Annotated in this window: 24 protein-coding genes; 3 read left to right on the top strand and 21 right to left on the bottom strand. The window is 44.7% G+C overall.

Annotated elements, in window-relative coordinates; all coding sequences use genetic code 11:
- Positions 1-6 precede the first annotated feature (6 nt).
- Positions 7-903 (top strand): LysR family transcriptional regulator, encoded by an 897-nt coding sequence (locus MUB50_RS15510; RefSeq protein WP_244791599.1) that lies wholly within the window; start codon positions 7-9, stop codon positions 901-903.
- A gap of 161 nt (positions 904-1,064) precedes the next feature.
- On the opposite strand, the gene ilvC is transcribed toward MUB50_RS15510, so the two are convergent.
- From ilvC to MUB50_RS15495, 3 genes are all read right to left on the bottom strand, one after another.
- The gene (gene ilvC, locus MUB50_RS15505; protein WP_118515940.1) at positions 1,065-2,084 is read right to left on the bottom strand and encodes a ketol-acid reductoisomerase; all 1,020 of its coding nucleotides are present in this window, start codon (positions 2,082-2,084) and stop codon (positions 1,065-1,067) included.
- A 97-nt stretch (positions 2,085-2,181) separates the two neighbouring features.
- Complete coding sequence (ilvN, locus tag MUB50_RS15500; RefSeq protein WP_015526774.1) at positions 2,182-2,679, bottom strand: acetolactate synthase small subunit; 498 nt, start codon at positions 2,677-2,679, stop codon at positions 2,182-2,184.
- A gap of 164 nt (positions 2,680-2,843) precedes the next feature.
- Positions 2,844-3,884 carry a tyrosine-protein phosphatase gene (locus MUB50_RS15495; protein ID WP_244791597.1) on the bottom strand — a complete coding sequence of 347 codons (1,041 nt, stop codon included), beginning with the start codon at positions 3,882-3,884 and terminating at the stop codon, positions 2,844-2,846.
- Positions 3,885-4,037: 153 nt separating this feature from the next.
- Between MUB50_RS15495 and MUB50_RS15490 the strand changes: the two genes are divergently transcribed.
- Positions 4,038-4,982, top strand: coding sequence for an AEC family transporter (locus MUB50_RS15490; RefSeq protein WP_244791595.1), 945 nt, complete (start codon positions 4,038-4,040; stop codon positions 4,980-4,982).
- Between the two features lie 182 nt (positions 4,983-5,164).
- Here the strand turns inward: MUB50_RS15490 and MUB50_RS15485 are convergent, their stop codons facing one another.
- The 17 genes from MUB50_RS15485 to eno all read right to left on the bottom strand — a co-directional run bounded on the left by MUB50_RS15485 (position 5,165) and on the right by eno (position 22,013).
- On the bottom strand, positions 5,165-5,974 hold the full coding sequence (locus tag MUB50_RS15485) for a Cof-type HAD-IIB family hydrolase (protein WP_138277623.1): 810 nt from the start codon (positions 5,972-5,974) through the stop codon (positions 5,165-5,167).
- A gap of 17 nt (positions 5,975-5,991) precedes the next feature.
- Positions 5,992-7,260: a M18 family aminopeptidase gene (locus MUB50_RS15480; protein ID WP_022426517.1), complete on the bottom strand. Its 1,269-nt coding sequence runs from the start codon at positions 7,258-7,260 to the stop codon at positions 5,992-5,994.
- A gap of 84 nt (positions 7,261-7,344) precedes the next feature.
- Positions 7,345-8,403, bottom strand: a complete 1,059-nt coding sequence (locus MUB50_RS15475) for an FUSC family protein (RefSeq protein WP_244791593.1) — start codon at positions 8,401-8,403, stop codon at positions 7,345-7,347.
- A gap of 224 nt (positions 8,404-8,627) precedes the next feature.
- Positions 8,628-9,902 (bottom strand): peptidoglycan-binding protein, encoded by a 1,275-nt coding sequence (locus MUB50_RS15470; protein WP_280520164.1) that lies wholly within the window; start codon positions 9,900-9,902, stop codon positions 8,628-8,630.
- 123 nt (positions 9,903-10,025) lie between these two features.
- On the bottom strand, positions 10,026-10,187 hold the full coding sequence (locus MUB50_RS15465; protein WP_244791591.1) for a hypothetical protein: 162 nt from the start codon (positions 10,185-10,187) through the stop codon (positions 10,026-10,028).
- A 122-nt stretch (positions 10,188-10,309) separates the two neighbouring features.
- Positions 10,310-11,587, bottom strand: a complete 1,278-nt coding sequence (rseP, locus tag MUB50_RS15460) for an RIP metalloprotease RseP (protein ID WP_286188081.1) — start codon at positions 11,585-11,587, stop codon at positions 10,310-10,312.
- A 10-nt stretch (positions 11,588-11,597) separates the two neighbouring features.
- On the bottom strand, positions 11,598-12,740 hold the full coding sequence (gene dxr, locus MUB50_RS15455) for a 1-deoxy-D-xylulose-5-phosphate reductoisomerase (RefSeq protein WP_118625621.1): 1,143 nt from the start codon (positions 12,738-12,740) through the stop codon (positions 11,598-11,600).
- 11 nt (positions 12,741-12,751) lie between these two features.
- The gene (locus MUB50_RS15450; RefSeq protein WP_021652949.1) at positions 12,752-13,546 is read right to left on the bottom strand and encodes a phosphatidate cytidylyltransferase; all 795 of its coding nucleotides are present in this window, start codon (positions 13,544-13,546) and stop codon (positions 12,752-12,754) included.
- A gap of 3 nt (positions 13,547-13,549) precedes the next feature.
- On the bottom strand, positions 13,550-14,257 hold the full coding sequence (locus MUB50_RS15445; RefSeq protein ID WP_118515930.1) for an isoprenyl transferase: 708 nt from the start codon (positions 14,255-14,257) through the stop codon (positions 13,550-13,552).
- Positions 14,258-14,323: 66 nt separating this feature from the next.
- Positions 14,324-14,875, bottom strand: coding sequence for a ribosome recycling factor (frr, locus tag MUB50_RS15440; RefSeq protein WP_118515929.1), 552 nt, complete (start codon positions 14,873-14,875; stop codon positions 14,324-14,326).
- A gap of 45 nt (positions 14,876-14,920) precedes the next feature.
- On the bottom strand, positions 14,921-15,616 hold the full coding sequence (pyrH, locus tag MUB50_RS15435; protein ID WP_244791589.1) for a UMP kinase: 696 nt from the start codon (positions 15,614-15,616) through the stop codon (positions 14,921-14,923).
- A gap of 14 nt (positions 15,617-15,630) precedes the next feature.
- Positions 15,631-16,656: a hypothetical protein gene (locus MUB50_RS15430; protein ID WP_118515928.1), complete on the bottom strand. Its 1,026-nt coding sequence runs from the start codon at positions 16,654-16,656 to the stop codon at positions 15,631-15,633.
- Positions 16,657-16,884: 228 nt separating this feature from the next.
- Positions 16,885-17,376 carry an acyl-CoA thioesterase gene (locus MUB50_RS15425; RefSeq protein ID WP_114002727.1) on the bottom strand — a complete coding sequence of 164 codons (492 nt, stop codon included), beginning with the start codon at positions 17,374-17,376 and terminating at the stop codon, positions 16,885-16,887.
- Between the two features lie 54 nt (positions 17,377-17,430).
- Entirely contained in the window at positions 17,431-17,901 is a 471-nt protein-coding gene (gene smpB, locus MUB50_RS15420) for an SsrA-binding protein SmpB (RefSeq protein WP_021652954.1), read from the bottom strand.
- Positions 17,902-17,912: 11 nt separating this feature from the next.
- On the bottom strand, positions 17,913-20,204 hold the full coding sequence (rnr, locus tag MUB50_RS15415; protein WP_244791587.1) for a ribonuclease R: 2,292 nt from the start codon (positions 20,202-20,204) through the stop codon (positions 17,913-17,915).
- 155 nt (positions 20,205-20,359) lie between these two features.
- The gene (gene secG / locus MUB50_RS15410) at positions 20,360-20,593 is read right to left on the bottom strand and encodes a preprotein translocase subunit SecG (protein ID WP_118515926.1); all 234 of its coding nucleotides are present in this window, start codon (positions 20,591-20,593) and stop codon (positions 20,360-20,362) included.
- Between the two features lie 70 nt (positions 20,594-20,663).
- Positions 20,664-22,013, bottom strand: a complete 1,350-nt coding sequence (gene eno / locus MUB50_RS15405) for a phosphopyruvate hydratase (RefSeq protein ID WP_138277632.1) — start codon at positions 22,011-22,013, stop codon at positions 20,664-20,666.
- Between the two features lie 633 nt (positions 22,014-22,646).
- Here eno and MUB50_RS15400 point away from each other — a divergent pair.
- Positions 22,647-23,504 carry a polysaccharide deacetylase family protein gene (locus tag MUB50_RS15400; protein ID WP_244791585.1) on the top strand — a complete coding sequence of 286 codons (858 nt, stop codon included), beginning with the start codon at positions 22,647-22,649 and terminating at the stop codon, positions 23,502-23,504.
- Positions 23,505-23,681: 177 nt separating this feature from the next.
- Here the strand turns inward: MUB50_RS15400 and MUB50_RS15395 are convergent, their stop codons facing one another.
- Positions 23,682-24,989, bottom strand: coding sequence for an O-acetylhomoserine aminocarboxypropyltransferase/cysteine synthase family protein (locus MUB50_RS15395; RefSeq protein WP_118515923.1), 1,308 nt, complete (start codon positions 24,987-24,989; stop codon positions 23,682-23,684).
- Between the last annotated feature and the right edge of the window lie 209 nt (positions 24,990-25,198).

Below are 25,198 nucleotides of genomic sequence, written 5' to 3'. Positions count from 1 at the left end.
TTTTGCATGCAGGATAATCTGTCTCTTTATCATATTTTTTATACGGTAGCACGTACCGGCAGTATCTCCCACAGTTCCCGGGACCTTTATATCAGTCAGCCTGCTATCAGCAAGGCGATCCAGAAGCTGGAGCAGAATCTGGATACCGTTCTTTTTAAACGAAGTTCCCGGGGTGTCACGCTGACCCCGGACGGTGAGCTTCTTTTTGAAAAAGTAAAAGAAGCTCTTTCACTTCTGGATGAAGGAGAAAATTCTATTCGCCATAACCGTTCCCGGGACATTCCAAAGCTGCGTCTGGGTGCCAGTTCTACTCTTACCAGATATGTACTGCTCTCCCACCTGAAAAATTATATTGCTCGTTTTCCTCATGTACGTATCACAATTTCCTGCCAGTCTACTTATCAGACTCTGCAGCTTCTGGATGAGGAAAAAATCAATCTGGGACTCATCGGGCGGCCACAGAAGCTTCGGGGATATCATTTTCAACCTCTTTTGAAAATCCAGGATACCTTTGTCTGTACACAACAGTATCTGGAAAATCAGAAACAGCTCTATCCTGATGAACCTCTGATCCAGGCAGCAACTTTCATGATGCTGGATGAGGACAATATTACACGTCAGACTGTGAACACTCAGCTGAAAGAACATCATGTGGAATTAAGCCACATTCTGGAAGTAACAACTATGGATCTTCTGATCCAGTTTGCGGAAATTGGTCTTGGGGTTGCCTGTGTGATCCGCGATTTTGTAAAAAAAGAGCTGGAAGAAGGAACTCTGGTGGAAGTACCGGTAGGATTTTCTTTTCCGCTGCGTGAGATCGGGTTTGTATGCAGACAGAAAGATGCTGATTCGGCTTTAATCGCGCCGTTTTTTGATGATGAAACAGGGCATCCGGATAGATAAAGAATGTAAAAAAATCCCATCTGATCATTACGACCAGATGGGATTTTTAGATTTCAAAAAAGTTTCCTGCCACTGTATTACATATGTAACTTTTTTGACTCAAACTTCGCTGCGCTTCGTTCGAGTAGCGCAAAATTTATTGCACCTGCAATAAATTTTGCTTAGTTATTAATAAGCTTATCCTCGCCGTTCCAGCTGTAGAGTTTACGGATCTCCTCGCCAACTTTCTCAGACTGATGCTCAGAAGCTAATTTTCTCATAGCCTTGAAGTGTACCTGTGCACCTGCATCGGACATGTCGAGTAAGAACTCTTTTGCGAATGTACCATCCTGGATATCAGAAAGAACTTTCTTCATTGCTTTCTTTGTATCCTCTGTGATGATCTTCGGTCCTGTGATGTAATCACCATACTCAGCTGTATTGGAGATAGAATATCTCATTCCGGCGAATCCTGACTGATAGATCAGGTCAACGATCAGTTTCATCTCATGGATACACTCGAAGTATGCGTTTCTTGGGTCATAACCAGCTTCAACAAGTGTCTCGAAACCAGCCTGCATAAGTGCGCAAACACCACCGCAAAGTACAGCCTGCTCACCGAAGAGGTCTGTCTCTGTCTCTGTACGGAATGTTGTCTCAAGAACACCAGCTCTTGCTCCGCCGATTCCAAGTGCATATGCAAGTGCGATATCCTGAGCTTTACCTGTAGCATCCTGCTCTACAGCGATCAGACAAGGAACACCTTTGCCAGCCTGATACTCGCTTCTTACTGTGTGTCCAGGTCCTTTCGGAGCGATCATTGTAACATCGACATATGCCGGTGGTTTGATACATCCGAAATGAATGTTGAAACCATGAGCGAACATAAGCATGTTGCCTTCCTCAAGGTTCGGCTCGATATCGTTCTTGTAAAGTGCAGCCTGTTTCTCATCGTTGATCAGGATCATGATGATATCTGCTTTCTTAGCTGCTTCAGCAGCTGTATATACCTCAAAGCCCTGCTCCTCAGCTTTTTTCCAGGATTTGCTTCCTTTGTAAAGGCCGATGATTACATTACATCCGGACTCTTTAAGGTTCAATGCATGTGCATGTCCCTGGCTTCCGTATCCAATAATCGCAATTGTCTTACCATCTAATAATCCGAGATTACAGTCTTCCTGGTAAAAAATCTTATTTGCCATTTTACTTTCCTCCTCTGATGTTTACAACATCTTCTTCATAAAAATTATTTATCGTTAAGAGAGTATCTGCTCTCCTAGCAAACATATGTAAAAATTTTTACAGGTACCGGACATCGTCACTGCCTCGTGACAGACCTGTGATTCCTGTTCTTGCAAGCTCAAGGATCTCATAGTCAGCCATCAGCTCCACAAACGCTTTCAGCTTGTTCTGACTTCCGGTCATCTCCATAATAAGTGAATCCTTACTTACATCCACCACCTTGGCACGGAAGATATCTGCAACAGAAAGAGCTCCCTGTCTCTGTTCCGGCTTCACAGCAACTTTAACGAGCATCAGCTCACGGGCAACGCTGTCGTCCTGTTCAAGGACCTTAACATCCCGTACATCTTCCTGCTTCGCCAGCTGCTTAGTGATCTGCTGGAGCATCTGGTCATCTCCCTCACAAACAACTGTCATACGGGAATATCTCTGATCTGCAGTCACTCCTGCGGTAATGCTATCAATATTATAACCACGGCGACTGAAAAGGCCAGCCACACGGCTAAGGACTCCGGAGGTATTATCCACAAGGATGGATAGTATTCTCTTTTCCATAATACACCTGCTTTCAACACTTTTATGTATAGAAAACCGACTTCGTCAGTTAACGCTTTAATCTAATAAACCCTTGCTTTCTTACCATTATAACAACTTCGAAAATTTTGTCAATCAAAATTTCCTGCAAAATCCATTCAGGATGATAAGAAATGTTTTTATCCTCAGATCAGATATTTTTTCTTAAGCTCCTCGGATGCCTTTGATGTTAGGTAGAGTTTTTTCCGAAGGAATCTTTCAATTCCTCCGTTTTCTTTTTCGATGACATCAAAAACTGTATTGATATAAGACTCCTTCACCTGATAGAAGGCATTCAGATCTGCAAGCTTCCGGCTATTTTCCGGCCGGTCTGCCCGGTAAAGCCTGCGCATATACTTCAGTTCATCTTCCAGACATGGATTCGACCGCATATAATCCCTTCTTATCGTTTCCTTAGGTACACCCAAAGCAAAGAGCAAAAGTGCCGTTCCAACTCCTGTCCGGTCTTCTCCTGTGGCACTGTGAAAAACAACAGCTCCGTTCTTTACGTGAAGCAGGACATCCAGAAAACGTGCATACTGCTTCAAAGAATATTCATCCGTAATATAATTCCGGTACCAATCCTGCATATATCGGTCTACATCACCATAACAGGACATCACATGTTCAAAAAAACTGTTTCCACTGCTGTCTTCATCCCGAATCGGAATATGATAATATTCCACTCCTGCCATGATATCATCTGGTTTTTTCTTTACTTCTGCGGCTGACCGGAAATCGATCACTGTTTTTACATTATATTCTTCTGAAAGGATCCGGTTGTCTGCAGCAGAAGCATGATAGATTTCTCCGCTGCGCAAAAGCTTTCTGGGAAGAATATGCGAACCGTCTGCTGTCATCAATGCACCCAGATCTCTTGTATTCGGAAGATTCTGAAGCGGAAGCCTGCTTCCTTTTGGAAAGCCAACCGCAAGATCCGGATTCAGTACTTTAAGAAGCTGAAGACAATCCTGTACCTCCTGCTCTGTCATATCAAATTTATAACGCTTCTGACGTCTGGTTATGATTACCAGATAATTGATGATCAGCTGCTTTTCACCGGTTTTATCGGTTCCCTCACGGCGCATGTACGCCCAGAGAATATCTTTACACGGAAGACTGTTGAGCATCATATGTCTGGTAAACACAAAAAAGCCATCTTCAATCCGTATTTTTCCGTATCTCATTTTCTTTCCTTTCTCCTTCTCAACCCCTGTGCTGCTTTCTTCGCAACACTTTTTATCATACCAGAAATCTCCAGTCCCGTATACCTCGTTTGACAATTTTCGTAGTTTGGATATAATAAACAAAGAAATTTTACCACAGGGAGGCTTTCTTTTATGGACAATCTTATTTTCTGTCTGAATGTTACCGTGCCCATCTTTCTTACACTGCTCCTGGGATATTTTTTCCGGAGGATCGGACTGTTTGATGAAACATTTGTCAATCGTATGAACAAATTTGTGTTTGTCATCCCCCTGCCTGTGCTTCTGTTTCAGGACATCGCTAAAATCGATATCTATGAGGCCTGGGATCCCAAGATGGTTCTTTTCTGTTTTGCGATCACATCGCTCAGTATTATGATCTCCGTGCTCCTGTCCCGTTTTCTCCACCCTTCCGATATCCGGGGCGAGTTTATCCAGGCATCCTACCGCAGCAGCGCAGCGATCCTTGGTATCGCCATTATCCAGAACCTTTACGGAAATGCAGGTATGGCACCACTGATGATCATTGCCAGCGTCCCTCTTTACAATGTAATGGCTGTTGTAGTTCTCTCTGTCTTTAAACCAGGTCAGGGAAAAATAGATGGTACCGTTCTGAAGCGCACTTTAAAGGGAATTGTCACCAATCCTATCATTCTCGGCATTGCAGCCGGTACACTCTGGTCCCTTCTTCGTCTTCCATTTCCGAAGATCCTGGACTCTACGGCAGGCAATCTTGCAAAAACCGCCACTCCTCTTGGCCTCATGGCTATGGGCGGATCTCTGCACTTCGGAAAAGCCTTTTCCCGGCTGAAAGCATCTGTTGCCTGTACATTTATGAAACTTGTCGGTTATGAAGCACTTTTTCTTCCTCTTGCCATCCGTTGCGGTTTTACAAAGGACAAGCTGGTTTCCATCATTATCATGCTGGGGTCTGCCAGCACCGTTACCTGCTTTGTCATGGCAAAAAACATGGGACATGAGGGCTCTTTTTCTTCGGGAGTCGTGCTTCTTACCACATTATTCAGTTCCTTTACCCTGACACTCTGGCTGTTTATCTGCAAAGGTCTGGGACTGATCTGATATTGCAGCTTCTGCATATTATCTACCCGGAAAAATCTGTAACATAAAAAGCTGTAAGAACTATGATTTCTGGTTCTTACAGCATTTTTTTATAAAAGCATATTCACATAAAGCTATCATTTCTGATGTGGATGTTTCTGTTCTTACAATCTCATAGCCTACAAAACAAACGAAGCATTTTCTCAGATCAGCTTCAGATATTTCAAGCCATCCCGAATGCCGTAGTGGAACATATCAGACGTAACATAATCTGCCAGTTCTTTGATCTTCGGAGAAGCATTTCCCATGGCAACCTTTGTTGCAGCGTATTCAAACATGGCAAGATCATTGTTGCTGTCTCCAAAAACAACGGTATTCTCCCACGGAATATCAAACAGGCGGATCACAGTTGCGATCCCAACAGCCTTGTTAAAGCCCTTTGGCACCAGTTCAATGGTATTTCCCACAAACGAACTGCTGCCTTCATGGCGAATGATATCATAGTATTCTGATAAAATGGATAACGCTGCCTCCGCATCACATCCCTCCGTCATTTTTGCACTGATCTTATTGATCCGCATACAATCCTCATTTCCACGGATAGGCCTCCATTTATCGCCCAGGGATTCTGTGATCAGACTGGCATACCAGTTCACTTCATCGGTATACTCCTCTTTGTCATAATACATAAAATCCGCGCCTTCCATTACCGGGATCAGTCCGTATTTTCTGAGAACCTCCACAGAAAGCTTTGCAACCTCCGGCGTCATCTCTTTATTAAAAAGTCTCTTCCCGTCCTTCTCAATGGTGGATCCGCAGGCACTGATCATTCCCGTAAAAGGGACCTGCTCCAGATACCAGGATACAAACGCACGACTTCTTCCTGTGCAGAGCCACGCTTCATGTCCGTTATCTACCAGCGCACGGATGGCTTCTATGGCACTGTCCGGCACTCCTTTTTTCATATCACAGACTGTTCCGTCCGCATCAAAAAATACTGCTTTTCTGCTCATTTTCCTGTCCTCCGATATCACCTGTAAAATACCTTTGCCGCACGGATCAGGCTTTCCGTATCTTTCACTCCGGCTGTTTCATAAGCGGAATGCATCGCCAGCTGCGGCAGACCGATATCGACCGTATTTATGGCTGCCTGGGTATTGGAAATATTTCCCAGAGTGGAACCACCGGCAATATCAGAACGGTTCACAAATGTCTGATATGGCACATCTGCTTCTCTGCAGAGTTCCTTAAAGATTGCTGTGGAAATCCCATCGGTACAATATTTCTGATTGGCATTATATTTGATCACAATTCCACCATTCATCACCGGACGGTTTACAGGATCTGCCTTGTCTGTATAATTCGGATGTAATGCATGTGCATTGTCCGCAGAGATCATAAAGCTCTCTGCAAGGGCCATCAGATAACTTTCCTGATCTCCGCCAAGGGCCAGATTGATACGAAACAGTACATCTTTAAGAAATGTGGATGCAGCTCCCTGCCTGGTAGTGCTTCCCACTTCTTCATTATCCAGTACACAGTGGACTGCAATGACCTTCTTCTTATCTGCCTGAAGAAAGCCTTCCATTGAAGCGAAAGCACACTGCAGATCATCCAATCTTGGACTGGAAACAAATTCATTCCTGGATCCCCAGATCGTTCCGGGCATCCGGTTATAGAGAAACAGATCATGGCCCAGGATATCCTCCGGACGGATCTCTGCCTCTTCTGCCAGCATCCGCATGAAGTTGCCTTTTTCGCCACTGCCACTGTACAATGGAAGCATATCCTTCTGGACATTATAATGATAGCCTCCGTTAATATCTCGGTTCATATGGATCGCAAGGCTCGGGATCATGACCAGATCTCTGTCAATATCTACAAGCTTTTCCAGAATTTTTCCGTTTTTGTGGACGATCATGCGGCCTGCCACAGAAAGGGGACGGTCAAACCAGGTAGAAAGGATCATTCCTCCATACCGCTCCACATTCAGCTTCACATAAGCTCCGTTTACAGACATCTCCGGATTTTCTTTTATTTTAAAAGACGGGGAGTCACTGTGACTTGCAATGATATGATATCTCCTGCAGTCATTGACAGGAATGGAAAATCCGATGATCGCGGAATGATTTCTCATGACAAAATATTTTCCGCCCTTTTCCAGCTCCCAGCGCTCCTCTTCCTTCAATTCTGTAAAGCCTTCCTCCAAAAAACGTCTTCTTGTTTCCTCTGCCGCCTGAAAGGCTGTAGGACTTTTACTGATAAATTCCAGCAGTTTTTCTGTTGTTTCTTCGTACATAATCTTCTCCTCTATCGGCCCGGTAATATCCAGGCTGTTATGCTATTACCCATTATACGGCAAAACTTTTTTCAGGGCAATATCTCAGATTTCTGCACTCTTTCGTACCCACATATGCTGCACAAGCTTATCCCCAAGCTTATTTACGAGCATAGTATAAATTGAACTAAATACATTGGCTCCAATACGGAGCAGCACTGCTGCCGGCATTCCAAACAGTCCTGATGCAATGGACAGTGCTCCAAATGTATTAAATGCAGTCTGCCACGCATAACCTGCGGAATATCCCACACCGATTCCTCCGATCATTCCAATATAGGGATACATAGATTCCGGAAGTATCAGATAAAGCACTGCAAACAGAATACAGCCAACGATGTTGAACATAGCTCTTTTTCCGGCTCTTCCCCTGCAATCCGCGGTAAACGGCAAACACACGGACATACAGGCAATTCCGGCCCACATTGCTCTTGGGAGTCCCAGAAGAGACATGATCAGCATAGCGCTGGAAACGATCAGCGTCAGTCTTAAATACCACCTGCCTCTTGCGGAATGCAGATCAAATTCCCGGAACAGGTCCAGAAATGTCCTGCGATACGGGCGGTTTTTCTGATTCTTATAAAAAACTACCATGCAGAGAACCATTCCGGCCAAAAGCCCCTCTACACGAAGCAGATACGCCTTTCCGGTTACGTCATATCCCATCAGAAGCAGATATCCGAGAACAAATGTGGAATGGTTATACATAATTACATTATGGCATCCCAGGATCATCAGTAACAGGATGCTTATCGCATTAACAAAAAATGCCGGTACCGGTGAAACCATGTTGGATAATCTCGGCCCTGCGATCAGAATACAGAAAATCCCGGCAATGGACAACAATCCGTGGGACGTCCGGATCCCGAAATCCGCCTGTCTTAAAACCAGCACTGCCAGCAGTACGGTTACTCCTACAACACTGTTGTCATTGCCGGTTATCTTACTGTACAATGTCACAACCGCCACACAAAATGCCATGACAAGATACACTTTAAAATTATAGATCAGAATATGCCTTCTTTTCTCCTTTTTGTCTGTGGTATTTCTGATCAGCTGTTTTGATCCGGTTGAGCTTAACTGCAGTTCCTGATAAAATGTCATTTTCATCACTCCTTTTGTAAAGCAGACATTCTCATTTCGCTTTTTTCACATGCTCATAAACGCAATCTCTTTACAATTTACGTTCAAAGATACAAACAGCCATTATACTTGGTTTATTCTGAAACGTCAAACATTTTTTTCTGAAATCATGTTCACGCATTACACTCCCAGCCCCGATCAGATCACTCCGAAAATGGCCAGGAACATTTTTATTATTTTTATATTTACTGTAGCTCCGCTATCCTGGTCACTGCTACATAAATGTCCTGTATCTTATACCAGGTTGGATAATCCACCACTCCGGATGCAGGAAGCCCAAATATATTCTGGAATTTTTTTACAGATGCAGCAGTAGCCGGACCATAAATACCATCCACGATCACTGACGGGATGGCAGGATAGGCTTTTGCTATGGCATTAAGCTGTTCCTGGATCTGCTGTACCTTTTCTCCGGTAACACCGATAGTCAGGTCATATCCCGGCCAGGATGCGGGAATCCCGGAAACTGCTTCCGCCACATTGATATACATATCGTTTCCATAGAAGCTCCGCAGGATCTCAATGGCGGAATATCCCTGATCTCCCAGAGCTTTGCTTCCCCACTGGGTCATCCATCCCCGGTCCCTGCACTGCACCTGGCGTCCGTCACAGTACTGGGTCAGGATCGGCTGACGCACATTCGGTCTGGAAAGGTAGTTTTCAAAAAGTTCATCCACGATCCGGTCGATACTCTCAAAAATATTCCTGCCATAGATCCATTTGTGGTCGTATGCTGTAGAGGACGTAATGGTGAAATCATATCCCTTATTCCGGTACCACTCTGTATAAACTCTGTTCAGAGTAAACGACATAATCGCCAGAACATTGGCACGTATCGTGTCCTCCGGCCAGGTTGCGTAGATCTCACTGCTGGCCACGTTTTTGATATAATCCTTGTATCTTACATAATAATCCTGTGCAGAGGTATCCCCTACCGGTCCGTCATGGACTACGATATATTCCGGGATCACCACTTTGTTTAATACGATCTCGCCGGTTTCATTTATCGGCTTGATCTCTGCTTCTGGATTTTTGGGAGGATATTCCCCAAAAAGCGTATGGGGTCCGATGACGATCCGCTGATAATCCACTCCATTACCCTGCTGTCTGCTAAGGGATGCTCCCTGCCTGGCAATGGAATAGGGAAGAACTTCTGTCCCAGCTATTTCTTTTGGTGTAAAACCCTCCGCACTGATCCGAACTGTATATTCTGCATAGGGCTGCTGCTCCACCGGTTTCATGCTGTATTCCAGCGGAGGAGCTGCCAACTCCAACATCGGCGTTTTTCCGGAGGAATCCGTGTGAACTTCTTCGATCACATTGTCCGGGACTCCTGTGTACGAGATCCGCACTGCAGCATTTTCCACAGGACGGTTACTAGCACTGTCCAGCACCGTCACCTGCAGCTGTCCCTGATCCGGCATATCCTGCTGCATTGAAATATAAGAATGATTTTTCATAAACAGAGGCTCCTTTTTGTGCCTGAAAGCACACTGGTTCTCTGCTAGTATATGTACAGAATCTCAAAATGCCATATCTCCTACTGTGCTTCTTCCCAGTAATCTTCCGCATCCTGGATATCATCAATCCATGCATTCTTCCGCTTTTTCATAACATTCCCTATTCTGTTTTTCCTTAAATTCCTCATTTTTAATCTGGATTGCTTCTTCTGCCTTTGTAGCCAGAAAAGGAACTGCTATAACAACTGCTATCAATGCCGCCAGTATTAAAATATCCTTTTTCAAATTTATATATCCCCCTTTACTCTGATGCCTTTATTATATAATAAATATCTGCACAAAAAAAGTGCTGTACCATCTCCTCACAGATCATACAGCACTTGATATTTACCTTCTCCCGCCAGATATCAGAATATCTTCAGAATATCATTATACATAACTATAACCATCAACGCCATCAAAAGCATCAGTCCCGCAAAATGGATCATGCCTTCTACCTGACGGTTTACCGGTTTTCTCCGGATTGCTTCTGTCACCAGAAATACCAGCCTCCCTCCATCCAGCGCAGGAAGAGGAAGAAGGTTCATCACTCCCAGGTTTGCAGAAAGAAGGACTGCCATATTCAACAAATTCATCCAGACCATCAGCGTTCCCTCACTTTTGGACTGTTCGTAAGTGTCGCCAATGGCATCCACAACACCCACAGGACCACTTAAATCTTTCATTCCAAGGTTACCGGTCACAAGCTCTTTCAGGCTTAAGATCGTAGTACGGATCATGTATTTTACTTCCACAGCACCATATTTCAGAACATTAAAGCCGGAAGTTTTTTCACTGTATGTGTTATATCCAAAACCGGAAACCGGTGTTCTGTATTCCCTTGGCGTTATCTCTGCCTCATATTCCAGTCCGTTACGCTCATAGGTGATCGTCACAGGTTCATTGGATAACGGATGCTCCTCGATGTATTTTTCATATGCATTTCCGTCCGGAACCTCCACTCCATTGATCTTCGTGATCACATCACCGGCTTCCAGACCTGCTTCTTCCAATGGCATTCCCTTGATCAGTGATTCCACAGTCATGGAATTTACATCAGAACGATTAAAGCCAAGAAGATACCGCACATTTATATCTGGTTTATAGGAAATCTCCAGTTTCTTTCCATCACGTTTTACTTTCAGCCGAATAGTATCTCCCTCTTTCAGTTCATTGAGATACGAATATACATAGAGATCTTTCCCCAGATCAATATGGTAGCCCTGATATTCCGTGATCACATCACCCTTTTTCAATCCTGCCTTATCCGCAGCAGAATTTTGGGTTACTTCTAATACGGTTGCCGGATCATAGCCCATACAGCCCACAATGATCACAGACAAAATAAATGCCAGAAGAAAATTAAATACCGGACCGGCAGCAACCACTGCGATCCTGCCCCACACAGGAGCAGAATTAAAGGTTCCCGGACTGTCATCTTCCGCATCCTCTCCGGCCATGGCACAGGAGCCTCCAAGAGGAAACAATTTCACAGAATAACGTGTACCACCCTTTACTGTACTTATGATCCTGGGTCCCATACCAAGAGAAAATTCCAATACCTCGATGTGATTCTTTTTTGCCAGAAGAAAATGTCCCAGCTCATGGATCAGTATCACAACGCTGAAAATAATTACAGCAATCACAAATCTCAATTTACCACCTGCTTTCGATCCACTGATAAGTATCCTGCTCTACAGAAAGGATCTCATCCAGATCCGGATGTGCGATTTTTTTATGTCTTTCCATAGACTGTGCAATAATCTCATAAATATCCAGAAAACCGATCTTTTCCTCAAGGAATTTCTTTACTGCAAGCTCATTGGCTGCATTAAAGACAGTCGGCATACTTCCGCCCTCCCGGGACGCCTGGATCGCCATAGGAAGTCCCCGGAATGTCTCCATATCCGGAACCTCAAATGTGATCTCATGAAGCTTTGTGAAGTCAAGGCGATCTCCGTCCAGATATCGTCTGTGTGGATAGTACAGAGCGTACTGGATCGGAAGTCTCATATCCGGAGTTCCAAGCTGTGCCATGATCGCACCATCCTTAAACTCCACCATGGAATGGATGATACTCTGTGGCTGCACCACCACCTGAATATGATCCAGATCCATGTCAAACAACCATTTGGCTTCCATAACTTCCAGCCCTTTGTTTACCAGGGTTGCAGAATCTACGGTGATCTTTCGTCCCATTACCCAGTTTGGATGCTTCAGAGTATCTGCAACAGTGACCTTTCGCAGCTCTTCTGTGGTACGTCCGCGGAAGGGGCCACCGGATGCCGTGATCAGAAGCTTGTGGATCTCTTTGTTTTCTTCTCCATGGATAGCCTGGAAAATAGCGCTGTGTTCACTGTCTACCGGAAGGATAGATACGCCATACTTTTTTGCCATCGGCATGATCAGATGACCGGCTGTGACAAGGGTTTCCTTATTTGCCAGGGCAATGTCCTTTCCGGCACGGATTCCCTCCATCGTAGGACGGATTCCGATCATTCCCACGATCGCAGTGACAAGAATTTCTGATTCCGGCATGGACGCAAGCTCCAGAAGTCCCTCCATTCCGCTGACTACCTTTGTATCCGTGTCCGCAATACGCGTTTTCAGATCCTGGGCTGCTTTTTCATCCCAGACTGCTGCCAGAAGTGGATGAAACTCCCGGATCTGCTCTTCCAGTTTCTCCACACTTTTGCCTGCACTGACTGCAACAACACGAATATCTTCGTTTTTTCTTGCCACATCCAGTGTCTGGGTCCCGATGGAGCCGGTAGAACCTAAGATTGCAATATTCTTCATTTCAATGTCTCCTAAATTCCAAGAATCGTTTTTGCAAGATAGTAAATAACAGGGGCTGTGATGATCACACTGTCAAAACGGTCCAGGATTCCTCCATGGCCCGGGATCAGCTTTCCATAGTCCTTGATGTTCTGGTTTCTTTTGATCGCAGATGCAGCCAGATCACCCACCATGGAGATCAGAGCTCCAACTGCGCAGATCAAGGCATACTCAGCCATTTTTCCCTGTGTTGCCGCTGCATAGATCACTCCAAGAAGCGCCGCTCCCGCAACGCCTCCTACAGCTCCCTCGATGGATTTTTTCGGGCTTAAAACCGGCGCCATTTTATGCTTTCCGATAAGCATTCCCACACAGTAAGCACAGGTGTCACATCCCCAGGAACACAGGAATATCAGCCAGACCAGGAATTTTCCATCCGGAAGGCTTCTGGTAAGATAGATAAAGGAAAGCATCACAGCAACATATACAACTCCAAAGAATGCTGCCATCACCTGTTCCGCATGATATTTCGGATAACCGAATACGTAAACAAACAGGATCAGAATCATACTGATGATGATTGCCATAGTTCCGTAATTTCCGAAATCAGCTTTCATGGCAATATAATAAAGCACTGCTCCAAGATATCCTACAAGTTCCAGCACGGTAACATGCTCATCACTTACCTTCATTACCTTGTAAAGTTCTCTCATTCCGATCAATGAAACAGCCAGAAGTGTAAAAAATAAGATCCAGCTTCCGGAAATGATAGTTGCCAGGGCAATAATGACAAGGACGATACCACTTATCAGTCTTGTCTTAAACATGATCTACTCCTCCTTGACGCCACCGTAGCGTCTGTCTCTCTGATTGTATTTCTCGATGGCTTTGATCAGCTCTTCTTTATTGAAATCCGGCCATGCAACCGGTGTAAAATAAAACTCGGAATAAGCAAGCTGCCAGAGCAGAAAATTGGAAAGCCGCTGCTCCCCGCTTGTACGGATCAAAAGATCCGGATCCGGTACACCTGCAGTATCCAGATAGCTCTCAATAGTATCTTCTGTAATGCTGTCCGGCTCAACTTTTCCGTCTTTTACATCCTGTGCCATCCTCTGCATTCCACGGCGGATCTCATCACGGCTTCCGTAATTTAATGCCAACTGAAAATAAATACCGTCAAAATCTTTGGAATATTCCTCTAATTCCCGGACACTCTTCTGGATATCCGGTGCAAAGGCAGTAATATCTCCGATGACTTTCATCTTCATATTATTTTTCTTGGAAATCTTGATACATTTCTTAAGATAACCACGAAACAGTTTCATCAGTGCCTCCACTTCTTCTCTGGATCGTTTCCAGTTTTCTGTGGAAAAAGCGTAGACCGTAAGATATTTCACACCAAGGTCTTTGATATCATAACAAATGTTTTCCAGATTGGCACATCCCTTTACATGTCCGTAGGTTCTCGGCATTCCACGTTCCTTTGCCCAGCGTCCGTTTCCGTCCAGAATGATCGCGATATGATTTGGTACGTTCATAAATCTCCTCCATACAGAAAGAGAGCTTCTTCAAAGAAGCCCTCTCTATCCTCGTATTTCTTACACTTATACAGTCAGAATCTCTTTAGACTTGTTCTCGATCGCCTTGTCAACTTCCTTGATGTACTTATCTGTAAGTTTCTGAATCTGATCCTCAAGCTCTTTGATCTCATCCTCAGAAACATCCTGTTTTGCAAGCTTCTTAAATGCATCGTTGGCATCACGACGGATATTTCTTACTGCAACCTTGGCACCCTCACCTTTTTTCTTAACGTCCTTCACCAGCTCTTTACGACGCTCCTCGGTAAGCTCCGGGAAAACAAGACGGATCATTTTTCCATCGTTGCTCGGGTTTAATCCCAGATCAGAGCAAAGGATCGCTTTTTCAATCGCTTTGATCATGCTGGATTCCCACGGTTGGATCTGGATCATACGTGCCTCCGGTACAGAAATGTTTGCAACCTGCTGGAGCGGAGTTGGTGCTCCATAATAATCTACGGTAAGTTTATCAAGAATATGCGGGTTTGCACGGCCGGCTCTGATGGTTGTCAGCTCACTCTCCAAAGCATTCAGTGTTTTTCCCATTTTTGTTTCGTATGCCTGAATTCTCTCATCCATTTCACATATCTCCCTGTATGGTTATTTTTTATTATTCCCTTTTGATCACACGGTTACCTTTGTTCCGGAGAACTTGCCATGTACGGTATTGACGATGCTGTCCTTTTCATCAAGGCCGAATACCAGCATCGGCATCTTCTGCTCCATACACATGATGGAAGCGGTAAGATCCATAGCTGCCAGCTTCTTTGCAACTACTTCATCAATGGAAATCTCATCATACTTCTTGGCATCCGGATTTACCTTCGGATCACTGTCATAGATTCCGTCAACAGCCTTGGCAAGAAGAATGGCATCTGCGCCGATCTCAACAGCACGAAGTACAGTAGCTGTATCTGTAGAGAAATACGGATGGCCGGTACCACCTGCAAAGAATACAACCTTTCCTTCTGCGAAGCTCTCCTCTACCGCATCCTTGGAATAAAGTGTGGTAAATGCGCCACATACAAACGGGGTGAACACCCCTGTCTTAAGTCCCACATATCTGCAGATGTCAGACACATAGATACAGTTCATGATAGTAGCAAGCATGCCGATCTGATCTGCCTTGCTTCTGTCCATGGCTCCGCTGGTACGTCCTCTCCAGAAATTTCCGCCTCCGATCACGATACCAACCTGAAGTCCTTCATCCACTATAGTCTTGATCTGTTTGGCAACCTCTGTAACAGTTGCTTCATCAAAGCCTCTCTTCTGCTCTCCTGCAAGAGCCTCTCCGCTTAATTTCAGTAACACTCTTTTCATATGTTTATTCTCCTTTACCATACGCCGGATACAACTTCATTGCCGTCATCATCAAAAGTTGTGGATACCGTAAACGTATCATAATAATAATAACCTGTCTTACCGGACTCCGGCTCGTCCTCATAATCACTACCATTTGGGCTGCCGCATGCATTCTCAAGTTCAGACATGGGCCGACCAATATATCTTGCTGCTACAGATGACGGATCATCCTCGCCGGATGGTGCTTCCGTAGGATCCGGTGCATCAGAAGAATCAGATGAAGCCGGTGCAGATGTTGGATGATCCGGTGTGGATGTGGAGTCCGAAATGCCGGACGAACTGCTGTCTGTACTGCCTCCATTATTATCAGAGTTCTTCGGAGTCGGAGTCACGACCGTACTGTCCGAAGAATCTGTACTGTCACTGTCACTTTCATCCTCAATGCCAAGCCTTGCCTTTACATCCTTCAGAGTAGACACCTCTTTGGTGCTTCCGCTCGCCAGATATGTAGCATATGGGATTCCGTCTTCACCCTCACCATCCATACAAAGACTCAGCTGTGAGATTGTCAGAAGCGGCAGCTGGCGGAAGAAACATTCATTCTGATCTTCGTCAGAAAATGTGATTCTTACATCAAAACTTGTTGCTGTATCCCCGTTATCATCCTTCTGGCTCTTCTCCATATAATAAACAGCCTTGTCGTTGGAAGCCAGTGTGAATTTACCATTTACAAGATCACTTCCCCAGGTCTCATCACTGTCATCGCCATCATCTCTGGTAGGACGGACATAAATTGCAGAAATCGTGGAGTTCATCTTGTTGGTAAATACAATACTGGTAGTGGTCTCACTCTTGGTTCCCATTACATTCTTGATATTTGCTGTTTCATCAGTAGAGGTCTGCATCTCCACCACATCCGTTTTTGCAGCTTCCGTTACCGTCGGGGTTGCCGTTGCCTCCACCTTCTGCTCCGGTGCCACAGAGTTCTTCTTTCCGCAACCGGCTGCAAGCATGCTCGCTGCAAGAATTCCGGCAAGAATCAAATAGCGTTTTTTCATTATATCTCCTCCATATTAAATGGTCTTATTCGCTGTCAGTTTTTCCTTTTCTATTATTACAGAGTATCACTTTCTTGTCAACCTGACCGTTCTGAATTTCACAGAATCTTTAGATATTTTGTTACTGTTCATTCCGTTCTCAGCAACACGCTTCGCGATGCACAGAATTTATGCTGATCGCATAATTCGCGCGGTACGTCTTGATGTTTCTAATTGGAACAGCTGAGGTCAGAATCCGTTTTCCCTTCGCTGCCTGCGCATATCACGGCGCATTTTCGCAGCTTCATTCCGGGCTTTTTCCGCTTCTGTGGTAATGATCAGTTCCGGTACCTGGATCGGTTTCTGGTCTTCATCTACAGCCACCATCACAAAAAATGCCCGGTTTACAGTATGACGCATGCCATCCGGCTGTTCCACATACGTATCGATCTCAACCTCCATGGAAGTTCTTCCCACATAAGTCACATATCCCTTAAGTACTACGATCTCTCCCTCATAGATCGCATGCTTGAACTGAAGATTGTCCACTGCCGCAGTTACTACCCGATATGTCTCCGCATGACGCATAGCTACCACTCCGGCAACCTCATCCAGCCACTGCATCAGCGCTCCGCCAAAAAGTCTTCCGCCTCCGTTCAGATGCTGCTGCATGATCAGATGAACCTGCTCCGTCATTGATGCTTCTACCGTTTTTTTACGTCTGTCCTGTACCTCTGTCATTTCTCATTCCCCGCATTTTATCATACTTTTATTTTTTCGGTTGAAATCAGCTGATCAATAAAGATTTTTTACTTTAAAGTCCCGCTCCGCTTCTCTTCTCTGATCCTTCTTTGCAATATCCTGGCGCTTGTCGTAAAGCTTTTTACCACGTGCCATGCCAATCTCTATTTTTACCAGACTGTCCTTGAAATAAACCTTCAGTGGTACCAAAGTCAGTCCTTTTTCCTTTAATTTAGCTTCGATCTTATTGATCTCGTAGCGATGCAGCAGAAGCTTACGCACACGAAGAGGATCTTTGTTAAAAATATTTCCTTTCTCATAAGGAGTAATATGCATTCCATATACATAAACTTCTCCGTTTTCCACACGGACAAAGGCCTCCTTGATGCTGCATTTACCGGAACGTAAGGATTTCACCTCGGTTCCTGCAAGTGCGATCCCGGCCTCATAAGTATCCTCGATAAAATAATCATGAAAAGCCTTTTTATTGTTTGCGATCAGTTTCATTCCTGTTTTTTTTGCCATTTCGCGCTCCCTCAGTCTTCCTCAGCCAGGACAAAATCCACGGTTTTCAGCATTTTATCCGCATCTGCCACACGGACACGGACCTTCTGCCCAAGGCGGAAGATCCTTCCCGTCATGTCTCCCCGCAGTTCATATGCATCCTGGTCAAATACATAATAGTCATCTCGTAATGTATTGATATGGATCAGTCCTTCCACGGTATTCGGAAGCTCCACATAAAGTCCCCATCCTGTAACGCCGGAAATGATCCCCTCATACTCCTCTCCAAGATGATAGGACATATACTCTGCTTTCTTCAGCTTATCGGATTCTCTTTCCGCTTCGTCTGCACGCCGTTCGCACACACTGGACTGGCGTGCCACTTCATCCAGGATTTCCTTGTAATGCTCGGTACGTCCTTCCCTTACCAGTCTGCCTCTCAGACGGTCATGGATGATCCTGTGGATCTGAAGATCCGGATATCTTCGGATCGGAGAAGTAAAGTGGCAGTAATACTTCGCTGCAAGTCCGAAATGTCCGCTGCATTCCGTAGTATATTTTGCCTGTTTCATGGTACGCAAGGTCAGGCGGCTGATCTGTGCCTCATTGGGCATTCCCTCAATACTTTCCAGGATCTCCTGGATCTCACCAGGCGTGATCTCCTGTCCGGATTTCTGTATGTTGACTCCTTCATTATGAAGAAGCATCAGAAGACTTTCAATCTTTTCCGGATCCGGATTTTCATGAGTTCTGTATACAAAAGGATAATCTCCGGTGCAGTATTCCTGTGCAACTGTTTCATTAGCAAGAAGCATAAAATCCTCAATGATCCTGGTTGCCACATTGGCCTCATAAGGCTGCACATCAATAGCTCTTCCTGCAGCATTCAGGATGATCTTACTCTCCGGAAAATCAAAATCAATGGAACCTCTTGTATGTCGACGACTGCGCAGGATCCCGGAAAGCTCTTTCATCAGGAAAAACATAGGGATCAGAGCTTCATAGCGTCTCTTCGCCACATCATCGGTATCTTCCAGAATATTTTTCACATCTGTGTAACACATACGCTCATTTACACGGATCACTGTTTCTGCGATCTTATGGGAAATCACCTTTCCTTTTTCATTAACATCCATCAGACAGCTTAAAGTCAGACGGTCCTGTCCCTGGTTCAGAGAACAGATACCGTTGGAAAGTCGCTCCGGAAGCATGGGAATGACACGGTCTGCAAGATAGACGGAAGTTCCTCGCTTCAGTGCCTCTCTGTCAAGGGCACTGCCGCCCTGAACATAGTTGCTCACGTCTGCGATGTGCACACCCAGATGGTAGATTCCATCCTCCTTTGTCAGGGAAATTGCATCATCCAGATCCTTTGCATCCTCACCGTCAATGGTAACTGTAACAAGATTTCTGAGATCCAGTCTTCCATCCAGATCCGCTTCCTGTACATGATCCGGCACACGGTCAGCCTGGCGAAGTACTTTGTCAGGAAATACACTTGGTATGTTAAAGCTCTTCACAATAGCAAGGATATCTGTTCCAGGTGAACGTAAGTTTCCCAGCACCTCTGTGATCTTTCCTTCCGGCTTCCGGTTTCTCGAGCCGTAATCTGTGATCTCTGCAACTACCTTGTCTCCGTCCTTTGCTCCCATGGAGTTTTTTCTGGAAATAAAGATGTCTTTGGAAAATTTGGGGTTATCACTGATCACAAAGCCATAATCACGACTGCTCTGGTATGTTCCCACGATCGAAGGCATTCCCCTTTCCAGAACCTTCAGCACAACACCTTCCTGACGTTTTCCCTCTTTATGTCCGTTCCGTACAAGGATCTGCACCTTATCCTGATGCATGGCGCTTCCCGTGTCATTTTCCGGAATAAAAATATCCTGTTCCTGATCCTCCACTTCCACAAAGCCAAAGCCCTTGTAATGGCCAATAAAAGTTCCCTCCATGAGGGTTCCGTCCTTCTCAGAGAAACGATATTCCTCATGATTCTTCTCTTTGCGTTCTCTTCCCTTACGGCCACGCTCCGGCTTTTCTGCCTTCAGAGCTTCTTTATTCTTTCGTCTGTCTCTGCGCTTGCCGGAAACCTTGCTGTATCTTCCTTTATTATCTACTTCAGCCTTGCCCTGGGCGCAAAGCTCGTCCAGCACATCAAAAAGCTCTTTTTTCTCACTCTTATCCAGTTGAAGGAGGGATGCGATCTCACGCAGGCGCATGGGCTTATACAGCGGATCTCCCAGAAGCTCCATTATAAATTTTTTTCTTTTTTCAAAATTTTTCGATCTTTTCACATTTTCTCCTGTTTCATATTTATATTTCATTTTTACCCTGTTATCATTCCGAAGGAAGGTTCACCCGTGCCCCTGTATCAACGCAAAAACACTCCTGCTGATTAACAAAAGAAGTCCCCATCCGAGTTTCTTCTGCATGCTAACGCAGCAAGAGTGTTACCAACTTCCGTTCTGCCCCTGGCAGATCAGATAATGTTCAGTACGACTGACAGTACAAAGAAAATAACTCCCATGATAATGGTACCTCTTACAAGACCACCTTCCATGGAACGGCCCTTATTCTTACCCCAGTAAGTATCAGCTACTCCGGCGATAGAGCCAAGACCCTGCTGCTTGCCCTCCTGCATCAGTACGACAACAGTCAGAGCGATACAATCTATTGCATAAATTACAGTCAGAATAATCTTCAAAATGTTCACGCGGTTACACCTCCTAATCAACTAGAGGTTATTTTACCATAGCTAAACCGGGATTTCAACCATTTTCCGTTTATTTTATGCAGGGCTTTTTCTGAGATTTTTTTGCAAAAGGATCTGTATATCTTCCAAGAGTTCCTAGCTGTTCATGGATCCGCAGAAGCTGATTATATTTGGCATTCCGGTCCGAACGGCAGGGTGCGCCAGTTTTGATCTGTCCTGCCCCACAGGCAACTGCCAGATCTGCGATAAAGGAATCCTCTGTTTCCCCGGACCTGTGAGAGATCACTGCACGATACCCGGCATGCTGAGCCATCTCCACCGCATCCAGAGTTTCCGTGAGAGTTCCGATCTGGTTTACCTTAATAAGGATAGCATTGGCAACATCAAGCCCGATGCCGCAGTGCAGCCGTTTGATATTGGTGACAAACAGATCGTCGCCTACCAGCTGGATCTTTTTTCCCAGGTGTTCCGTCAGATATTTCCAGCCTTCCCAGTCATCCTCCCAGAGACCGTCTTCAATGGAAACAATGGGAAATTTTTCCACAAGTTTTTCATAATACTCTGTCATCTCACCAGCATCCCGGTAGATCTTTTCTCCTTTCATGCGGCTCTCCCCAGGGAAAAAGTACACGCCCTTTTCCTCATCATAAAGCTCGCTGGAGGCTGCATCAATGGCAATGGTGATCTCTTCTCCTGGTTTATATCCTGCTTTTTCTATGGCATGAACGATCAGGGTAAGCACTTCCTCCGAATCTGAAAGATCCGGAGCAAAGCCGCCTTCATCTCCAACCGCTGTGGAGAGTCCTTTTTCCCGGAGAAGAAGCTTTAAGTGCTGGTAGACTTCCACACACATGCGGATACCCTTTTCCAGGCAGTCAGCTCCGGTTGGCATGATCATAAACTCCTGAAGATCTACCGTATTGTCCGCATGCTTTCCCCCGTTTAAAATATTCATCATCGGTACCGGAAGCTGCATGGTATGGCATCCGCCCAGATACTGATAAAGAGGAAGCCGAAGGGCCCCGGCTGCTGCACGGGCTGCTGCCAGAGATACTGCCAGTGTGGCATTGGCTCCTGCACTGCTTTTGTTCTCCGTTCCGTCGGTTTCGATCAGAAGATGGTCGATCCATGCCTGGTTCAGAGCATTCTCTCCGATAATGGCATCTGCCAGACGTGTATTGATATTTTCCACTGCTTTTTTTACACTCTGGCCCAGATATTCCTCACGGTTTCCATCCCGCAGCTCCACAGCCTCAAATTTACCTGTGGATGCTCCGGACGGCACCATGGCTCTTCCTGTGTATCCGTTGATCCCCACAATTCCTTCACCTACAGTCACTTCCGCTTCCACTGTAGGATTCCCCCTGGAATCAAGGACCTGTCTTGCATGAACTTTTCGAACAGGCAGATAACGTAGCATAAGTTTTTCCCTCCTTGAAAATAATAATACTGTTTATGATCTCCTGCACTTTCTGATTTTCTTCTTATGTTCATGAGGGTAGCTTGTCCGAAAAGGTTTTGGTCTATACCTTTTATCTGGTTCCGATATTATCTGATTTTTTTAGTTATTTTATTTATATTATTTTTCTTTTTAAATTTATTTTTATTATTTTTCAAATTCAGTATTGACAATATCTATTTTATCTGTTATAGTTTAACCATCAAATAAAACAAACGGAAAACAAAAAACTAAATCAAAAAGGAGCGTGAACCCACCGAAAACATAACTTACTTCCCATAATCTAAGAAAGAGAGGTACAGTCCACCAGAAGATTTAAAGATTTTCCATCATAATTAAAACAAGGAGGTACGGACCACCGAGAACGTAAATTTTAATTCCGTATAAGTTTTAAATCTAAGAAATGAGAGGTATATTCCATTGGATAATGAAAATTAAAAGAGTCATCGGCAGAAGAAATCAATCGCTGATGGCTCTTATTTTTTGCTTATTTTTATCCCGTTCTTACAAACATAGCCTCTTGATCTTCTGCTTTCATATCTTCTTCTTCGTGTTCATAAATATATTAATAACTCCATTTTCTCTGAGGTTCCCATGAAACAAAAACACATCTACCGTCTTATTTTTTTCTTTGTCATGGCTTTTGCTCTTGGCAGTCTTGTAGGAAAGATCTATTCTCATTTTACTTCCGACCCACGATCCGATCTGGATTCTACCAAAAACAGCCAGACCTCTTCTGCTTCTATGACATTCCAAAATGAAAACTGGGGGCTCGGTTTTCAGGAAGAAGGCAAACGGCCCACAGGAAATGCTTCTATGGAAGAATTAAAAAAATACAATGCCTGGTATGCAGCCGATAGCGATGAGAAAAAAATCTATCTTACCTTTGACGCAGGCTATGACAATGGAAATATGCCTGCCATTCTGAATGCCTTACATAAGCATCAGGTACATGCCACATTTTTTGTTGTGGGGACTCTGATCCGTGAAAAACCGGAACTGATCCGTGAGATCGTAGATGCAGGCCATACCATAGGCAACCACACCATGACACACCCGGATATGTCCGGTATCTCTACAAAGGAAGCCTTTCAAAAGCAGCTTGAGGATGTGGAGGTTCTTTATAAGGAAGCCACTGGGAAAGAAATGACAAAATTTTACCGGCCGCCCCAGGGCATTTACAGCGTGGAAAATTTAGAGATGGCAAAAGAGATGGGATACCACACCTTTTTCTGGAGTCTGGCTTATGTGGACTGGTATCAGGATAAGCAGCCTTCGAAAGAAGAAGCTTTTGAAAAGCTTCTGGGACGGATCCATCCGGGTGCCATCGTGCTGCTGCACAGCACCTCTTCCACCAATGCTTCCATTCTGGATGAGCTACTGACAAAATGGGAAGAGATGGGATATACCTTTGGAACATTAGAAGAACTTGTAGCATCGGGATCCGCCTGAAAAAAATCGCACATGATCCATGCATCCTCAGTGCCATCGACACGGATCTTCCCACTTTTGGATTTTCCAGATAAACGCACAAAAAATCTGCCCCGGGACTATGTTCTCATATGTCCCGGGGCAAATTTTTCTGTGCTATTGATTTCAGAAGGTGTTCTTCTTATTTAATTGTCTTATTTACTGGACAGCCTTGAATGCCTCATCAAGATCCTGGATGATATCATCGATATTCTCAGTTCCGATGGAAAGACGGATCGTGTTTGGCTTGATTCCCTGATCAAGAAGCTCTTCCTCTGTGCACTGGCTGTGTGTTGTAGTAGCCGGATGGATAACAAGGGATTTCACATCTGCAACGTTTGCAAGAAGTGAGAACAGTTCAAGGTTATCAATGAAATCCTTTGCCTTCTGCGCATCTCCTTTGATCTCGAATGTAAAGATGGAACCGCCGCCGTTGGGGAAATATTTCTTATAAAGCTCCTGCTGGCTTGGATCTGCGGATACAGACGGATGATGAACCTTCTCTACCTGTGGATGAGCATTCAGATACTGTACAACCTTCAGTGCGTTCTCAACATGACGCTCTACACGGAGTGACAGTGTCTCAAGTCCCTGAAGGAAGATAAAAGAGCTCACCGGAGAAATTGTTGCTCCTGTGTCACGAAGAAGAATCGCACGAATCTTTGTAACAAATGCAGCCGGTCCGCATGCTTTTGTGAAGCTTACGCCATGATAGCTTGGGTTTGGCTCTGTAAGAGATGTAAATTTACCGGATGCCTCCCAGTCGAACTTACCACTCTCTACGATCACACCACCAATAGTAGTTCCGTGGCCACCGATGAATTTTGTTGCGGAATGAACAACGATATCTGCGCCGTACTCAATCGGTCTTACGAGGTATGGTGTTGCAAATGTATTATCTACAACAAGCGGAATTTTATGTTTGTGAGCAATTTTTGCAAGAGCCTCAATATCTACAACATCAGAATTTGGATTTCCAAGAGTCTCAATATAAACAGCTTTTGTGTTCTCCTGAATCGCATTCTCCACTTCCTCGAGATTGAATACATCAACAAATGTTGTTGTGATTCCGTATGCCGGAAGCGTATGCTCCAGAAGGTTTGTTGTACCGCCGTAAATATTTTTGGCTGCTACAATATGATCTCCCTGCTGTGCAAGGTTCTCGATTGTGTATGTGATAGCTGCTGCGCCGGATGCTACTGCAAGTGCTGCGGAACCACCCTCAAGTGCTGCGATTCTCTTCTCGAATACGTCCTCTGTCGGGTTTGTAAGACGTCCGTAAATGTTACCGGCATCTGCAAGTCCGAAGCGTGCTGCTGCATGATCGCAGTTGCGGAATACATAGGAAGAAGTCTGGTAGATCGGTACTGCTCTTGCATCTGTAACCGGATCCGGCTGTTCCTGTCCTACGTGAAGCTGTAATGTTTCAAATTTGAATTTTCTCTGATCTCTTGTAATTTTGCTCATGTGTTTGTCCTCTTTTCTTTTATTCTTATATTCGATAAAATAGTAATTTCTTATCTTATGATCATCTGCTTATCAGCGACAACAACACATTCGCTTTTCTTCGATAAACACCCTTGTTGACTTCTGTAAAACCTTCATGATTTCCTCCTGATCATCACATTGCTCACCTTGTTTTGTGTGCTCCGTTTTTTGATGATGCAATCATATCA

Origin of the sequence: Blautia sp. NSJ-140 (genome assembly GCF_022868965.1) — a bacterium.
GTDB lineage: Bacteria > Bacillota > Clostridia > Lachnospirales > Lachnospiraceae > Blautia_A.
The sequence above is the reverse complement of the archived record's forward strand: the minus strand, read 5'-3'. Positions and strand labels throughout refer to the sequence as shown.

Bases quoted from the DNA above. Each gene is read 5' to 3' on its own strand.
- MUB50_RS15425 (WP_114002727.1), bottom strand. From the start codon at position 17,376: ATGACAGAGGTACAGGACAGACGTAAAAAAACGGTAGAAGCATCAATG.
- dxr (WP_118625621.1), bottom strand. From the start codon at position 12,740: ATGAAGAATATTGCAATCTTAGGTTCTACCGGCTCCATCGGGACCCAG.
- frr (WP_118515929.1), bottom strand. From the start codon at position 14,875: ATGGATGAGAGAATTCAGGCATACGAAACAAAAATGGGAAAAACACTG.
- MUB50_RS15450 (WP_021652949.1), bottom strand. From the start codon at position 13,546: ATGTTTAAGACAAGACTGATAAGTGGTATCGTCCTTGTCATTATTGCC.
- pyrH (WP_244791589.1), bottom strand. From the start codon at position 15,616: ATGAAAAGAGTGTTACTGAAATTAAGCGGAGAGGCTCTTGCAGGAGAG.
- MUB50_RS15445 (WP_118515930.1), bottom strand. From the start codon at position 14,257: ATGAACGTACCAAATCATATCGCGATCATTCTGGACGGAAACGGACGC.
- MUB50_RS15495 (WP_244791597.1), bottom strand. From the start codon at position 3,884: ATGAGATACGGAAAAATACGGATTGAAGATGGCTTTTTTGTGTTTACC.
- MUB50_RS15480 (WP_022426517.1), bottom strand. From the start codon at position 7,260: ATGTACGAAGAAACAACAGAAAAACTGCTGGAATTTATCAGTAAAAGT.
- ilvN (WP_015526774.1), bottom strand. From the start codon at position 2,679: ATGGAAAAGAGAATACTATCCATCCTTGTGGATAATACCTCCGGAGTC.
- MUB50_RS15485 (WP_138277623.1), bottom strand. From the start codon at position 5,974: ATGAGCAGAAAAGCAGTATTTTTTGATGCGGACGGAACAGTCTGTGAT.
- MUB50_RS15475 (WP_244791593.1), bottom strand. From the start codon at position 8,403: ATGACATTTTATCAGGAACTGCAGTTAAGCTCAACCGGATCAAAACAG.
- MUB50_RS15490 (WP_244791595.1), top strand. From the start codon at position 4,038: ATGGACAATCTTATTTTCTGTCTGAATGTTACCGTGCCCATCTTTCTT.
- rnr (WP_244791587.1), bottom strand. From the start codon at position 20,204: ATGAAATATAAATATGAAACAGGAGAAAATGTGAAAAGATCGAAAAAT.
- MUB50_RS15510 (WP_244791599.1), top strand. From the start codon at position 7: ATGCAGGATAATCTGTCTCTTTATCATATTTTTTATACGGTAGCACGT.
- MUB50_RS15395 (WP_118515923.1), bottom strand. From the start codon at position 24,989: ATGAGCAAAATTACAAGAGATCAGAGAAAATTCAAATTTGAAACATTA.
- MUB50_RS15430 (WP_118515928.1), bottom strand. From the start codon at position 16,656: ATGAAAAAACGCTATTTGATTCTTGCCGGAATTCTTGCAGCGAGCATG.
- ilvC (WP_118515940.1), bottom strand. From the start codon at position 2,084: ATGGCAAATAAGATTTTTTACCAGGAAGACTGTAATCTCGGATTATTA.
- smpB (WP_021652954.1), bottom strand. From the start codon at position 17,901: ATGGCAAAAAAAACAGGAATGAAACTGATCGCAAACAATAAAAAGGCT.
- MUB50_RS15470 (WP_280520164.1), bottom strand. From the start codon at position 9,902: ATGAAAAATCATTCTTATATTTCAATGCAGCAGGATATGCCGGATCAG.
- MUB50_RS15400 (WP_244791585.1), top strand. From the start codon at position 22,647: ATGAAACAAAAACACATCTACCGTCTTATTTTTTTCTTTGTCATGGCT.
- eno (WP_138277632.1), bottom strand. From the start codon at position 22,013: ATGCTACGTTATCTGCCTGTTCGAAAAGTTCATGCAAGACAGGTCCTT.